This window comes from Pseudomonas sp. W17 (assembly GCF_040268305.1).
GTDB classification, from domain to species: domain Bacteria; phylum Pseudomonadota; class Gammaproteobacteria; order Pseudomonadales; family Pseudomonadaceae; genus Aquipseudomonas; species Aquipseudomonas protegens.
Window position 1 is genome coordinate 4,892,056 of record NZ_CP158490.1, and the last position, 14,250, is coordinate 4,906,305.

Annotated in this window: 11 protein-coding genes; 4 read left to right on the plus strand and 7 right to left on the minus strand. The window is 64.2% G+C overall.

Annotated elements, in window-relative coordinates; genetic code table 11:
- Window positions 1-37 precede the first annotated feature (37 nt).
- Both ycaC and ABCR88_RS22500 read right to left on the minus strand, forming a co-directional pair.
- Complete coding sequence (gene ycaC, locus ABCR88_RS22495) at window positions 38-664, minus strand: isochorismate family cysteine hydrolase YcaC (RefSeq protein WP_011062354.1); 627 nt, start codon at window positions 662-664, stop codon at window positions 38-40.
- 146 nt (window positions 665-810) lie between these two features.
- Window positions 811-1,686, minus strand: coding sequence for a pirin family protein (locus tag ABCR88_RS22500; RefSeq protein WP_011062355.1), 876 nt, complete (start codon window positions 1,684-1,686; stop codon window positions 811-813).
- Window positions 1,687-1,783: 97 nt separating this feature from the next.
- Here ABCR88_RS22500 and ABCR88_RS22505 point away from each other — a divergent pair, with 97 nt between their 5' ends.
- Window positions 1,784-2,692, plus strand: a complete 909-nt coding sequence (locus tag ABCR88_RS22505) for a LysR substrate-binding domain-containing protein (protein ID WP_026020155.1) — start codon at window positions 1,784-1,786, stop codon at window positions 2,690-2,692.
- 221 nt (window positions 2,693-2,913) lie between these two features.
- A complete protein-coding gene (gene dkgB, locus ABCR88_RS22510; RefSeq protein ID WP_053152844.1) occupies window positions 2,914-3,717 on the plus strand; it encodes a 2,5-didehydrogluconate reductase DkgB in 804 nt (267 codons plus the stop codon).
- A gap of 76 nt (window positions 3,718-3,793) precedes the next feature.
- Here the strand turns inward: dkgB and ABCR88_RS22515 are convergent, their stop codons facing one another.
- The 5 genes from ABCR88_RS22515 to ABCR88_RS22535 form a co-directional block, all read right to left on the minus strand.
- On the minus strand, window positions 3,794-4,240 hold the full coding sequence (locus ABCR88_RS22515) for a response regulator (protein ID WP_015636408.1): 447 nt from the start codon (window positions 4,238-4,240) through the stop codon (window positions 3,794-3,796).
- A 327-nt stretch (window positions 4,241-4,567) separates the two neighbouring features.
- Window positions 4,568-5,284: an MgtC/SapB family protein gene (locus ABCR88_RS22520; protein ID WP_015636409.1), complete on the minus strand. Its 717-nt coding sequence runs from the start codon at window positions 5,282-5,284 to the stop codon at window positions 4,568-4,570.
- A 204-nt stretch (window positions 5,285-5,488) separates the two neighbouring features.
- The gene (mgtA, locus tag ABCR88_RS22525) at window positions 5,489-8,254 is read right to left on the minus strand and encodes a magnesium-translocating P-type ATPase (RefSeq protein ID WP_350403570.1); all 2,766 of its coding nucleotides are present in this window, start codon (window positions 8,252-8,254) and stop codon (window positions 5,489-5,491) included.
- A gap of 548 nt (window positions 8,255-8,802) precedes the next feature.
- On the minus strand, window positions 8,803-10,140 hold the full coding sequence (locus ABCR88_RS22530) for a SidA/IucD/PvdA family monooxygenase (protein ID WP_041119239.1): 1,338 nt from the start codon (window positions 10,138-10,140) through the stop codon (window positions 8,803-8,805).
- A 149-nt stretch (window positions 10,141-10,289) separates the two neighbouring features.
- Window positions 10,290-10,772, minus strand: a complete 483-nt coding sequence (locus ABCR88_RS22535; RefSeq protein WP_026020154.1) for a sigma-70 family RNA polymerase sigma factor — start codon at window positions 10,770-10,772, stop codon at window positions 10,290-10,292.
- Window positions 10,773-11,098: 326 nt separating this feature from the next.
- On the opposite strand from ABCR88_RS22535, the gene ABCR88_RS22540 reads away from it, so the two are divergent.
- Window positions 11,099-12,271 (plus strand): efflux RND transporter periplasmic adaptor subunit, encoded by a 1,173-nt coding sequence (locus ABCR88_RS22540; RefSeq protein WP_011062362.1) that lies wholly within the window; start codon window positions 11,099-11,101, stop codon window positions 12,269-12,271.
- Window positions 12,272-14,245 (plus strand): MacB family efflux pump subunit, encoded by a 1,974-nt coding sequence (locus tag ABCR88_RS22545; protein WP_350403571.1) that lies wholly within the window; start codon window positions 12,272-12,274, stop codon window positions 14,243-14,245.
- The last annotated feature ends 5 nt before the right edge of the window (window positions 14,246-14,250 follow it).

Sequence of the window (14,250 nt, forward strand, 5' to 3'; positions counted from 1 at the left end):
TCGGGCGACGGGCGCAGGGCCCGCCGCGACTCAGGGATTACTGGCCCTGGGTCAGGGTGTTGTAGCTGGTCATCAGGTTGCGGTAGTCGGGGATGTGGTTGGAGAACAGGGTGCCCAGGCCCTCGATGTCGTTGCGCCAGTCGCGGTGCAGCTCGCAGGCCAGGCCGAACCAGGTCATCAACTGGGCGCCGGCATTGGACATGCGGTTCCAGGCCGAATCGCGAGTCAGGGCATTGAAGGTGCCGGAAGCGTCGGTAACCACGAAGACTTCAAAGCCTTCTTCCAGGGCCGAGAGCGCCGGGAACGCCACGCACACTTCGGTAACCACGCCGGCGATGATCAGTTGCTTCTTGCCGGTGGCCTTGATCGCCTTGACGAAGTCCTCGTTGTCCCAGGCATTGATCTGGCCCGGGCGGGCGATGTACGGCGCATCGGGGAACAGCGCCTTGAGCTCCGGCACCAGGGGGCCGTTGGGGCCGGTTTCGAAACTGGTGGTGAGGATGGTCGGCAACTTGAAGTACTTGGCCAGGTCGGCCAGGGCCAGCACGTTGTTCTTGAAACGATCGGGCTCGATATCGCGGACCAGCGACAGCAGGCCGGCCTGGTGGTCTACCAGCAGAACGGCGGCGTTATCCTTGTCCAAACGCTTGTATGCAGTGGTCATGTGAAGTCCTCGCTAATGATCGATGCCGGAAGACCCGGCTTGGATGAAACCCGTGGCACGCTCCGCCGGGGTAACGGCGGGCGTCGGGGAGTAGCACGCGACAGGCAAAGCCTGGTGGCCGATGCCCGCCGCGCCAGTGCAACCGGTCAGTGACCGGTTGCGTCCATCTGGCCGAAGCGTCCCGATTGGAAATCGACGAAGGCCTGATGAATCTCTTCTTCGCTGTTCATCACGAACGGGCCGTGGCCGACGATGGGTTCGTCGATGGGCTCGCCGCTGAGCAACAGCACGATCGCGTCGTTGTTGGCCTCCAGGCTGATGTCCTGGCCGTCACGCTCCAGCAGCGCCAGCTGACCTTCGCGCACCAGCTCCTGGCCATTGACCTGCACCGTGCCGCGCAATACCACCAGGGCGCTGTTACGCCCCGAATGCAGAGGCAGGTCCAGGTGCTTGCCGGCTTGCAGGCGGATGTCCCAGACGTCGATCGGGGTGAAAGTCCGTGCAGGGCCCCGGTGGCCATCGAACTCGCCGGCGATCAGGCGCAGGCTGCCGGCATTGCCCGGCAGCGGGACCTGCGGGATGTCCGCCGCAACGATGGTCTGGTAACCGGGCGCCGCGAGCTTGTCCTTCGCCGGCAGGTTGACCCACAACTGGACCATTTCCAGGTTGCCGCCACGCCGGGCGAAGTCCGTGGAATGGAACTCCTCATGGAGGATCCCCGAGGCCGCGGTCATCCACTGCACATCGCCAGGGCCGATCTTGCCGCCGCTGCCGGTGGAATCCCGGTGCTCCACCTCGCCGTCATAGACGATGGTTACGGTTTCGAAACCGCGATGGGGGTGCTGGCCGACGCCGCGCCGGGCGCTGGTGGGGCTGAACTGCGCGGGGCCGGCGTGATCCAGCAGCAGGAACGGGCTGATGTGCTGGCCGAGGTTGTCGTAGGAAAACAGGGTACGGACCGGGAAGCCGTCACCGACCCAATGGGGCCGTGGACTGGTGTAGATGCCAATGATGTTTTTCATGTCGTCCTCCAGAACTATCTGATGGACACACCTTAAAACTCAGACCTTTGCCGCGCTAGACTGCAAAAATCACCCTTAGCGTTCTATCTGGAGAACGATCTTGGAAGATCTGAACACCCTCTACTACTTCACCCAGGTGGTGGAGCACCGTGGCTTTGCCGCCGCGGGACGGGCCCTGGACATGCCCAAGTCCAAGCTCAGCCGACGGATTTCCCAGTTGGAGGAACGCCTTGGAGTGCGCCTGATCCATCGCACCAGCCGCCACTGTTCGCTGACCGAGATCGGCCAGGAGTACTACCAGCGCTGCCTGGCCATGCGGGTGGAAGCCGAGGGCGCGGCGGAGGTCATAGAACGCAACCGCTCCGAACCCCAGGGGCTGGTACGCGTGGCTTGCCCCACGGCCCTGCTCAATTCCTGGGTGGGGCCGATGCTTACCCGCTTCATGCTCAAGTACCCCCTGGTGGAACTGTTCATCGAGAGCACCAACCGCCGGGTCGACCTGATCCACGAGGGCTTCGACATCGCCCTGCGGGTGCGCTTCCCGCCCCTGGAAAACACCGACCTGGTGATGAAGGTGCTGGGCAACAGCACCCAGTGCCTGGTGGGCCACCCGGATTTTCTCCAGCGCCTGTCGGGCCCGGCAACACCGGCCGACCTCAGCGGTTTGCCGAGCGTGCACTGGGGTGCGGCGCAACGTGAATATCAATGGCAATTGCTGGGCCCGGACGGCGCCGAGGCACTGATCCGCCACCGACCGCGGATGGTCACCGACGACCTGCTGGCGCTGCGTCATGCAGTGTTGGCGGGCATCGGCATCGCCCACCTGCCCAAGGTGGTGGTGCGTGAAGACCTGGAGGCCGGGCGACTGCTGGAACTGGTGCCCGACTGGGCGCCAAGGTGCGGCATCGTGCATGCGATCTTCCCCTCGCGCCGAGGGCTGCTGCCTTCGGTACGCAGCCTGATCGACTTTCTCGGGGAGGAATTCAGCCACAGCGACATGGCCTGAGGCTCAGAAGCAAGCGCCTGGAACGGCCAGGTGGTGGCGGTTGGGCAACCTCCCTGTGGGGTTTCGTGCCTGGGTACGCGATTCGCCGGCAAGCCGGCGCCTGCAGGGGCAGGTGGATTCGTGAACGCGGGGCAATATTCCTTTGTGCCGGCGGCGGTTTTTCTCGGCAACGCAGGTACGGATACTGCCGGCCAATCCCACTGCAATGCCCGGAGTGACCCATGTCTGTACCCGCCTTTGGCCTCGGCACCTTCCGCCTTCAGGGCCAGGTGCTCATCGATTCCTTGAGCTGCGCCCTGGAACTGGGCTATCGCGCCATCGATACCGCGCAGATCTACGACAACGAAGCCGATGTCGGCGCCGCGGTGGCCGCCAGCGGCATTCCCCGCGACCAGCTGTTCATCACCAGCAAGATCTGGATCGCCAACCTGTCCCGGGAGCGCCTGATCCCCAGCCTCAAGGAAAGTCTGCACAAGCTGCGCACCGATTACCTGGACCTGACCCTGATCCACTGGCCCTCGCCAGACAACCAGGTGCCGGTGGAGGAGTTCATGCAGGCCCTGCTGGAAGCCAAGACCCAGGGCCTGACCCGGCAGATCGGCGTGTCCAACTTCAACAATGCCTTGCTGCAGCAAGCCATTGATGCCGTCGGGGCCGAGCAGATCGCCAGCCACCAGGTGGAATTGCACCCCTACCTGCAAAACCGCAAGGTGGTGGAATTCGCCCGCAGCCAGGGCATTCACATCACCTCCTACATGACCCTGGCCTATGGCGAAGTGCTCAAGGACCCACTGATCCTGCAGATCGCCCAGGCACGCCAGGCCACCCCGGCCCAGGTGGTGCTGGCCTGGGCCATGCAGTCGGGTTATGCGGTGATCCCCTCCTCCACCCGCCGGGCCAACCTGCAAGGCAACCTCGCAGCCTGCGCCTTGACCCTGAGCAGCGCGGAGCTTGAGAGCATCGCCGGCCTGGAGCGCGGCCAACGCCTGACCAGCCCGGCAGGCATTGCCCCGCAGTGGGACTGAAGCGCGAACGGCGCTGACAAAAACGCCAAACGGCATCCCTGGGGATTCCGTTTGGCGTGGGGTGCGAAAACCTCGCTCAGCTCGGGCTACCCCAATGGCCATGCGATTGCACCAGCCGCTGCCGGGAAGGCCCGGAGGCATCGGGCAATGGCGGGTCCACCCACAGCATCAGGCGCTTGATCGCCGCGCTGTCCGGCCATTCGGCCGGGCTGACATGCACCTTGCACCGCCGGCTGCCGGAAGTGGCGGCAAGATGCTGGCTGCCGTAGATCAAGGCTTGCTCGATATGCGGGTGGTCCAGGCAGAAAGCCAGCAGGTCGAAATCGCTGCGGACAGCCAGGTTGGCGTTGATGATCAGCAGGTCGAACGACTCGCAGGAATACTCCACCAGCGTCAGCAGTTCCTCCAACCTGTGCACCGGGGCCACTCGGTAATAGTTCAGTTGATTCAGGGGTCTTTCGATCTGCATGCGACGAAAGTGCTGATCATCGGCAATCAATATGCGCAATGCTCTGTTGGACATTTTTCTGATCCTGCTGACAAGACTTCGGCACTGCGAATACCGGCCCTACTCCCGGGCCGCTGGAAGGCTAAGCCAGTGGGTGGAAGTTGGCTCTAGGAACAACCTGAAAGTCGCTGCCAAGGCCCCCCCGGCGGACGGCGCTCGACCCCGGCCGCCTGGCGCTCGCGGCTCGCCCTCCGGCCCCGCTGTGCAACCGTGCCCTACCCTAACCACCGGCCACGGCTTTTAGCAGGGGTCAGGCCCTTGAAAGGTCTTGTTGTCAGGTAAGCACCTTCCGAGAAAAGCCGAGCCGTATCTCATGCCTCCCCTGACGGAGGCGAAAAATGCTCATTCGGTGGTGCTCGGGCTCCAGAACGCCTGCTGCACCCAGGGCGATGTGGACAGCCGGGCCACCAGCGCATCCAGTTCGTCACCGTCCACCGAGGTGGTCGCCAGGGTCGCCTCGATCTCCACATCCTCCGTACCGAAGGCGTGCACATCAACGTCGCTGGCGGGGTAGTTGCAGCGCGCCAGCTCCGCTTCCAGCAGGGCGAACACTGCCTTCTGCTTCGAGCGGTGGGCGATCACGTAGACGATATTGGTGACCTCGGCGGACACCACGTCCAGGGGCTGGCGGTTGATGTTGTTGACGATGGGCCGCAGCAGAGTATTGGCGGCCAGCACGAACAGGGTGCCCAGCAGTGCCTCGAGGATCAGGTCGGCACCGGCGCAGGCCCCCACCGCTGCCGAGGCCCAGAGGGTGGCGGCGGTATTCAGCCCACGGACGTTACCCTCCTCGCGCATGATCACCCCGGCGCCGAGAAAGCCGATGCCGGAGACCACGTAGGCCACCACCCGCACCGCCCCTTCGGCGCCCCCCAGGCGGTTGGCCATGTCGACGAAGATCGCGGCCCCCACCGCCACCAGCACATTGGTGCGCAAACCCGCGGTGCGCTGGCGGTACTGGCGTTCGAAGCCGATCAGGCCACCGAGGATAAAGGCGGCGCTGAGGCTGACCAGGGTATCGATCAGCGAGTCCAGGTTGATGTTGTGCAGGGCTTGCATGGCGACTGTCCTTGAGCGAAGGGCATGAATGGCACCAGAGGACTCTAGCAGCGGTCCATGAACGTCTCATGGCCTGCCGTGATGCACGGCTGACCGTAGGAGCCGGCTTGCCAGCGAAGAGGCCCGTAAGGGCGCCTTAGCCCGCCGGGGAGCTTTCGCTGGCAAGACAGCCTTCGCCAGCGAGCTGGCTCCTTCAGGGCAGCATTACTGCCAGCCGAAGCGCCGCACGTAGAAGCCCTTCACCGCCTGGGTCAGGGCCATGTAGGCCAGCAGGATCAGCGGCAGGAACACGAAGTACAGCGACGGCAGCGCCTGCAGCTTGAAGTAGTGCGCCAGCGGGCCCATCGGCAGGAAGATCCCCACCGCCATGATGACGCCGGTCATCACCATCAACGGCATGGCCGCGCGGCTCTGCAAAAACGGAATCTTCGGCGTGCGGATCATGTGCACGATCAGGGTCTGGGTCAGCAGCCCCACCACGAACCAGCCGGACTGGAACAGCGTCTGGTGGTCCGGGGTATTGGCGTCGAACACGTACCACATCAGAGCAAAGGTGGTGATGTCGAAGATCGAGCTGATAGGCCCGAAGAACAGCATGAACCGCCCCACATCCGCCGGCTGCCAGCGCTGGGGTTTTTTCAGCATTTCCTCATCGACGTTATCAAAGGGAATGGCGATCTGGGAAATGTCGTACAGCAGGTTCTGCACCAGCAGGTGCATCGGCAGCATCGGCAGGAACGGAATAAAGGCACTGGCCACCAGCACCGAGAACACGTTGCCGAAGTTCGAGCTGGCGGTCATCTTGATGTACTTGAGCATGTTGGCGAAGGTCCGGCGCCCTTCCAGCACGCCCTCCTCCAGCACCATCAGGCTCTTTTCCAGGAGGATGATGTCCGCCGCTTCCTTGGCGATGTCCACCGCGCTGTCCACGGAAATGCCGATGTCGGCGGTGCGCAGCGCCGGGGCATCGTTGATGCCGTCGCCCATGAAGCCCACCACGTGGCCGTTGGCCTTGAGCAGGCGGACAATGCGCTCCTTGTGGCTCGGGGTCAGCTTGGCGAACACGTTGGTGGTTTCCACCGCCCTGGCCAGTTGCTCGTCGCTCATGCGCTCGATGTCGTTGCCCATCAGCAGGCCCTGCTGCTCCAGGCCCACTTCGCGGCAGATCTTCGCCGTCACCAGCTCGTTGTCGCCGGTCAGCACTTTCACTGCCACGCCATGTTCGGCCAGGGCCTTGAGGGCCGGTGCGGTGCTTTCCTTGGGCGGGTCGAGGAACGCCACGTAGCCGATCAGGGTCAGTTCGCACTCGTCCGCCAGGCTGTAGGTATCGCGCCCGTCGATCATCGGCCGTGCGGCCACCGCCACCACCCGCAGCCCCTCTTCGTTGAGGTCGGCGGTCACCTGGCGGATCCGCGCCAGCAGGCTCTCGGTCAGGGCTTCCTCGGCTTCGCCATGGCGTACGTTGCGGCACACCGCCAGCACTTCCTCCACCGCCCCCTTGCAGATCAGCAGGTGCGGCCGGTCCTGTTCCGCCACCACTACCGACATGCGCCGACGGGTGAAATCGAAGGGGATTTCATCGACCTTCTGGAATGCCGTGCCGACCTTGAGCTCGCGGTGCACTTCGACGTGCTCCAGTACCGCCACGTCCAGCAGGTTCTTCAGCCCGGTCTGGTAGTAGCTGTTGAGGTAGGCCATTTCCAGCACGTCGTCGGAATCCTCGCCCCAGACGTCCACGTGCCGCGCCAGGAAGATCTTGTCCTGGGTCAGGGTGCCGGTCTTGTCGGTGCACAGCACGTCCATGGCGCCGAAGTTCTGGATCGCGTCCAGACGCTTGACGATGACCTTCTTGCGCGACAGGAATACCGCGCCCTTGGCCAGGGTCGAGGTGACGATCATCGGCAGCATTTCCGGGGTCAGGCCGACGGCGATCGACAGTGCGAACAGCAGCGCCTCCATCCAGTCGCCCTTGGTGAAGCCGTTGATGAACAGCACCAGGGGCGCCATGACGAACATGAAGCGGATCAGCAGCCAGCTGACCTTGTTGACCCCGCTCTGGAACGAGGTGGGCGCGCGGTCGGTGGCGCTGACACGCTGGGCCAGGGCGCCGAAATAGGTGCTATTGCCGGTGGTCAGGATCACTGCCGTGGCGGAACCGGAGACCACGTTGGTGCCCATGAACAGGATGTTGTCCAGGTCCAGGGGGTTGCTGGTGTCGGCGTCCTGCTGGCGGGGGAATTTCTCCACCGGCATGGATTCGCCGGTCATGGCCGCCTGGCTGACGAACAAGTCCTTGGCGCTGAGCACCCGGCAGTCGGCGGGAATCATGTCGCCGGCCGAGAGCACGATCAGGTCGCCGGGCACCAGTTGCTTGATCGGCAACTCGATGCGCTGAGCGCCCTTGACCTCGGCGGCGGCTCCCAGCAGGCGGCCGAGCATCGGCGCGGCCTGGGGCGCCGACCCTGGGCGCATGACCGTGGCGGTGTTGCTGACCATGGCCTTGAGGGCATCGGCGGCCTTGTTCGACTTGGCCTCCTGCCAGAAGCGCAGCAGGGTCGAGAGCACCACCATGGAGAAGATCACCGTGGCCGCCTTCATGTCTTCGGTCAGCCAGGAAATCACCGCCAGCAGGGTCAGCAGCAGGTTGAAGGGGTTCTTGTAGCAGTGCCACAGGTGGGTCCACCAGGGCAGCGCCTGCTCGTGCTCGACCTCGTTGAGGCCGTGACGCTCACGCAGGGCATCGGCCTCCTCGGTGCTCAGGCCGTCGGTGTGGCTGCCGAGCCGGTCGAGCAGTTGCGCGGCGTCGCTGTTGGCCGCCACCACCAGGGTTTGCGCCAGGGTCGGCGGCACGTCGCGGCTGACGCTGGCATCGCTGAAACTTTCCAGCAGTGCCAGGCGGCGGAAGTGCCGGGCGAAATGCCGGGTCCGCAGGAAGCCGGCAAAGAACTCTTTCAACAGGGTGAGCTTCATGGTGATGACTCCTGCAGCAACGGCGTAGAGAAAACCGCAGGCAGGTACGATCGGGCGTTGCCGGAGGGTAATCCTCCATGCATGCCTGATCCGCAGGTCCTGGACCTGCGCGTCGATGCCACCACGACACGGCAGCCGGCCGGGTCGAAGGGGAAATAGAAGTCGCCAGGAAGTGGCGTCGGGAAGCGAACCACAGAAGTTCGCGATCGGGATGCCGCATCTCGCTGGACGGCGAGACAGCGGCAGGAAAAAGGCTGCGCGCTATCTTGCCGGGACTGCGCCGGTTACTGAAACCGGCCGACTCCTGTCACTCGAACAAGTACCCACACTGGGCCTCCACTGATTGAAAACGCGCGCAGCTTACGCCGCACTATTTGCAGAGTAAACCGGAGGGAAACCCTGGCAGAGGGAATCGAAAAGTTCTTCAGCCAAGGTTCAGGAATGCCTTCGCCGGCAAGCCGGCTCCTACAAAAAACACCCGGGATAGCCCCGAATGGCAGGAACCGGCTTGCCGGCGAAGAGGTCCGCAAGAACGGAGGTGGCGCCGATCAGCTGGCGGTGGCCAGCAGCATGTCACGCACCGAACGGCTGTGACCGCGGCTCTTGCCGTGTTCGTAGAGCGAATCGGCAATCTCCTGGGCACGGATCGGCAGCACCGACAGCAAGGTGTCGCTCAGGCCATGGCTCGCCTGGCTGAAGCCCTGCATGTAGACGCCGGCCTTGCAGCGTTCGTCGGTCACCAGGCGGTAATTGCGGTCCACCTCGAAGTCGCCCAGGTAGGCCTGCAGCGGCGCCAGCAGTTGACGATGCATCTGCCGCTCGTAGCCGGTGGCCAGCACCACCGCATCGTAGTGACGCACTTCGCGCTCGCCGCTGGCACTGTTGCGCAGGATCAGCTCGATGCCCAGGTCGGTAGCGGTGGCCTTCTCCACCGTGGTCATGGTGCGGAAGGTATGGCGCGCGATGCCGGAAACCTTCTGCCGGTAGAAAATCCCGTAGATGCGCTCGATCAGGTCGATGTCCACCACCGAGTAGTTGGTGTTCTGGTATTCGCTGACCAGGCGCTCGCGCTCACTGCCGGTCTGCTGGAACACCAGGTCGGTGAAGGCCGGGGAGAACACTTCGTTGACGAACGGGCTGTCATCCGCCGGCTTGAGTGCCGAACCGCGCATGATGATGTCGGCCTGCACCGAAGGGAAACTGTCGTTGAGGTCGATGAAGGCTTCTGCCGCGCTCTGCCCGCCGCCGATGATGGCGATGTTCATCGGTTTGCCACTGACACAGGGCTGGTTGGCCATGCGTTCCAGGTACTGGGAATGGTGGAACACCCGCGCATCGCCCTTGAGCCCCTTGAAGGTTTCCGGAACCCGCGCCGTGCCACCGGCACTGACCACCACCGAACGGGTGGTGCGCACCAGTTCGCTGCCCTGGGCATCCCGGGAAATCACCCGCAACGCCTCGACCTGCTGGTTGTGCAGCACTGGCTCGATGGCCAGCACTTCTTCGCCGTAGCGGCTGTGTTCCTGGAAGTGCCCGGCCACCCAGCGCAGGTAGTCGTTGAACTCCATGCGGCATGGATAGAAGGTGCCCAGGTTGATGAAGTCCACCAGGCGCCCGTGGTGCTTGAGGTAGTTGACGAAGGAATAGGGGCTGGTGGGGTTGCGCAGGGTCACCAGGTCCTTGAGGAAGGAAATCTGCAGTTCGCTCTGGGTTACCAGGGTATTGCCATGCCAGCGATAGTCAGCCTGCTTGTCGAGGAACAACGCGTCCAGCGGACCGTGCTCCTGCCCGCGCTCCTCCAGCGCAATGGCCAGCGCCAGGTTCGAGGGGCCGAAACCGATACCGATCAAATCGTGAACGTGGGCCGATGCAATTGCCTGTGTCATTTCCAGTGTCCTCTGGATAAACCGCCTCAACGCGGGGGATAAAGTGTCACGGTGACCCGACTGGCCCATGCAGGACAGCAGATCGTCTGTTGAGTAGGGACGAGGACAATGAAAAAAAATTTAACTAAATACGTCTCAACGGCAACGGCTTATTGAGCATCCCACTGGCGCAGGCGCGACCGGCAATGCTTCATGGCATTAACGATGTGTTTCTCCACCAGGCTGCGGGAAATCCCCAGCTGTTCGGCGATCTGCGGGTGGGACAGGCCTTCGAGCTTGCGCAGCAGGAAGCTCTCGCGACACAGCCGGGGCAGCTCGGCCAGGGCCCGTTGCAGCATTTCCAGGCGCTGGCCGTGATCCAGGCTGGTCTGCGGCGAAGGGTTGAAGTAACGCTCTTCGTTGTCCAGCACCTCCAGGGGCTCGGACTGGCGCAAGGCATTGCGCCGATGGCCGTCGATCACCAGGTTCAGGGCCGTGCGATAGAGAAACGCCCGCGGCTGCTCGATGGGGGTATCGCTGGAGCGCTCCAGGACCCGCACATAAGCGTCATGCACCACATCCTCGGCCACCTGGCGATTGCCCAGCTTGGCGTTGAGGAAGCACATCAGCTCGCGATAGTAGTTTTCCAACAGGGCTCCCGAGCGCCCACTGGGGCGGTTCTGTCCTTGAGCAAGTCCGGCCATGGCCGATTGCACCCGGTAATTCGTGATGGCTGTTTAGTAGCGGCGTAATTTATAGTAATTCTCATATAGATTTAAAGTAGCGCAGCACCGCGGTGGGTTTATTTTCAGTGTTCCGACAGCTGTAACGCCATGTGTCGGCAGTTAAATTCCCCCCCCGGCATCTCGTTTACCTGACAGCTCCCCGTCTCTGCCGTTCCTGCGGCAGCCGCAAGCCTGGCTGCCCCTTGTGCAGCTGGCCGTTGTGACGGGCCGATATCCCCTGGCCGGAACCCTGCATGAAACGTCCTCGCCCTACCCGACGCGCCCTGCTTGCCGCACTGTGTGTGATCCCCGTTGTTGCCATCGCTGCCTGGAAGTTCATCCCGGCAGGCCGTGACCAGTTCACCACCGTGCAAGTGAGCCGCGGCGATATAGAAAGCAGCGTCACCGCCCTGGGCACCTTGCAGCCACGACGCTACGTGGATGTGGGCGCCCAGGCGTCCGGGCAGATCCGCAAGATCCACGTCGAATCCGGTGATCAGGTCAAGGAAGGCCAGTTGCTGGTGGAGATCGACCCCTCCACCCAGCAAGCGAAACTCGACGCCAGTCGTTTCTCCATCGAGAACCTGCAGGCCCAGTTGCAGGAGCAGTACGCCCAGAACCAGCTGGCCCGGCAGAAGTACCAGCGCCAGCAGAACCTCAAGGCCGGCGGCGCCACCCGCGAGGAAGACGTACAGACCGCCCAGGCCGAACTCAAGGCCACCCAGGCGCGGATCGACATGTACAAGGCGCAGATCCGCCAGGCCCAGGCCAGCCTGCGCAGCGACCAGGCCGAACTGGGCTACACGCGCATCTATGCCCCCATGTCCGGCACCGTGGTCGCGGTGGACGCCCGCGAAGGCCAGACCCTCAACGCCCAGCAGCAGACCCCGCTGATCCTGCGCATCGCCAAGCTCTCGCCCATGACCGTCTGGGCCGAAGTCTCGGAAGCCGATATCGGCCACGTCAAACCCGGCATGCACGCCTACTTCACCACCCTGAGCGGCGGCAACCGACGCTGGACCAGCACTGTGCGGCAGATCCTGCCGATCCCGCCCAAGCCCCTCAACGAATCCAGCCAGGGCAGCGGCAGCCCCAACAGCACCAGCAAGAGCGGCAGCGGCCGGGTGGTGCTCTACACCGTGCTGCTGGACGTGGACAACGCCGACAACGCCCTGATGGCGGAAATGACCACCCAGGTGTTCTTCGTCGCCAATCAGGCAAAAAATGTGCTCACCGCCCCCATCGCCGCCCTGCACGGCAGTACCGAGCCGGACCTGCAGATGGCTCGGGTAGTGGCCAAGAACGGCTCGATCGACGAACGCAAGGTCCGGGTCGGCATCAGCGACCGCCTGCGCATCCAGATCCTCGACGGCTTGAACGAAGGTGATCATCTGCTGATCGGCCCGGCCAACAGCAGCGGGGGTTGAATGCAGACGCCTCTGATCGACCTCAGGAACATCCGCAAATCCTACGGCGGCGGCGACAGCCCGCAGGTCGATGTCCTGCGGGGCATCGACCTGTCGATCCACGCCGGCGAGTTCGTCGCCATCGTCGGTGCCTCGGGCTCCGGCAAGTCGACGCTGATGAACATCCTCGGTTGCCTGGACCGCCCGACCTCGGGCGAGTACCTGTTCGCCGGGGAGAACGTGGCTCACCTGGACAGCGACGAACTGGCCTGGCTGCGCCGCGAGGCCTTCGGCTTCGTGTTCCAGGGCTACCACCTGATCCCTTCCGGCTCGGCCCAGGAAAACGTCGAGATGCCGGCCATCTACGCCGGCACCCCGGCCGCCGAACGCCACGCCCGCGCCGCCGCCCTGCTGGAGCGCCTGGGCCTGGCCAGCCGCAGCGGCAACCGCCCGCATCAATTGTCCGGCGGCCAGCAGCAGCGAGTGTCCATCGCCCGCGCCCTGATGAACGGCGGCCACATCATCCTCGCCGACGAACCCACCGGCGCCCTGGACAGCCACAGCGGCGCCGAAGTCATGGCCCTGCTGGACGAACTGGCCAGCCAGGGCCACGTGGTGATCCTCATCACCCACGACCGCGAAGTGGCGGCACGGGCCAAGCGCATCATCGAGATCCGCGACGGCGAGATCATCAGCGACACCGCCACCAGCGATCCCTCGGTACAACTGAGCGCCAACGCCGGCGCCCTGCAAGCCGTGGACCTGCGCCAGCGCCTGGCCGACGGCAGCGAGCCCACCGGTGCCTGGAAAGGCGAATTGCTGGAAGCCATACAGGCCGCCTGGCGGGTGATGTGGATCAACCGCTTCCGCACCGCCCTGACCCTGCTGGGGATCATCATCGGCGTGGCCTCGGTGGTGGTGATGCTGGCGGTAGGCGAAGGCAGCAAGCGCCAGGTGATGGCGCAGATGGGGGCGTTTGGCTCGAACATCATTTACCTGAGCGGCTACTCGCCCAACCCGCGCACCCCTGAAGGCATCGTCACCCTGGATGACGTCGCCACCCTGGCCAATCTGCCCCAGGTGAAACGGATCATGGCGGTCAACGGCGCCAAGGCCGGGGTGCGTTTCGGCAACGCCGACTACATGAGCTACGTGGGCGGCAACGACACCAACTTCCCGGAAATCTTCAACTGGCCCGTGGCCCAGGGCAGCTACTTCAGCGAGGCCGACGAACGCTCGGCGGCGGCAGTAGCGGTGATTGGCCACAAGGTCCGGGAAAAGCTCCTCAAGGACGTGGCCAACCCCATCGGCCAGTACATCCTCATCGAAAACGTGCCGTTCCAGGTGGTCGGCGTACTCTCGGAAAAAGGCGCCAGCTCCGGCGACAGCGATAGTGACGACCGCATCGCCGTGCCCTACTCCGCCGCCAGCATCCGCCTGTTCGGCGACCACAACCCGCAATACGTAGCGATCGCCGCCGCCGATGCCAGCCGGGTCAAGCAGACCGAACAGGAGATCGATGAACTGATGCTGCGCATGCACGGCGGCAAGCGCGATTTCGAACTGACCAACAACGCCGCGATGATCCAGGCCGAGGCCCGGACCCAGAACACCCTGTCGCTGATGCTCGGCGCCATCGCCGCGATCTCGCTGCTGGTGGGCGGCATCGGGGTGATGAACATCATGCTCATGACCGTGCGCGAACGCACCCGGGAAATCGGTATCCGCATGGCCACCGGTGCCCGCCAGCGCGACATCCTGCGCCAGTTCCTCACCGAAGCAGTGATGCTTTCGGTGGTCGGCGGCCTGGCCGGCATCGGCGTGGCCCTGATCATCGGCGGCATCCTGATCCTCAGCGAAGTGGCGGTGGCCTTCTCCCTGGCCGCAGTGCTCGGCGCCTTCGCCTGCGCCCTGGTCACCGGCGTCATCTTCGGCTTCATGCCGGCCCGCAAAGCTGCCCGGCTCGACCCGGTCACGGCCCTTACCAGTGAATGATCGAT

Excerpts from the sequence above, each read along its gene's own strand:
- ycaC (WP_011062354.1), bottom strand. The coding sequence starts at position 664 with ATGACCACTGCATACAAGCGTTTGGACAAGGATAACGCCGCCGTTCTG.
- ABCR88_RS22500 (WP_011062355.1), bottom strand. The coding sequence starts at position 1,686 with ATGAAAAACATCATTGGCATCTACACCAGTCCACGGCCCCATTGGGTC.
- dkgB (WP_053152844.1), top strand. The coding sequence starts at position 2,914 with ATGTCTGTACCCGCCTTTGGCCTCGGCACCTTCCGCCTTCAGGGCCAG.
- ABCR88_RS22515 (WP_015636408.1), bottom strand. The coding sequence starts at position 4,240 with ATGTCCAACAGAGCATTGCGCATATTGATTGCCGATGATCAGCACTTT.
- ABCR88_RS22520 (WP_015636409.1), bottom strand. The coding sequence starts at position 5,284 with ATGCAAGCCCTGCACAACATCAACCTGGACTCGCTGATCGATACCCTG.
- mgtA (WP_350403570.1), bottom strand. The coding sequence starts at position 8,254 with ATGAAGCTCACCCTGTTGAAAGAGTTCTTTGCCGGCTTCCTGCGGACC.
- ABCR88_RS22530 (WP_041119239.1), bottom strand. The coding sequence starts at position 10,140 with ATGACACAGGCAATTGCATCGGCCCACGTTCACGATTTGATCGGTATC.
- ABCR88_RS22540 (WP_011062362.1), top strand. The coding sequence starts at position 11,099 with ATGAAACGTCCTCGCCCTACCCGACGCGCCCTGCTTGCCGCACTGTGT.
- ABCR88_RS22545 (WP_350403571.1), top strand. The coding sequence starts at position 12,272 with ATGCAGACGCCTCTGATCGACCTCAGGAACATCCGCAAATCCTACGGC.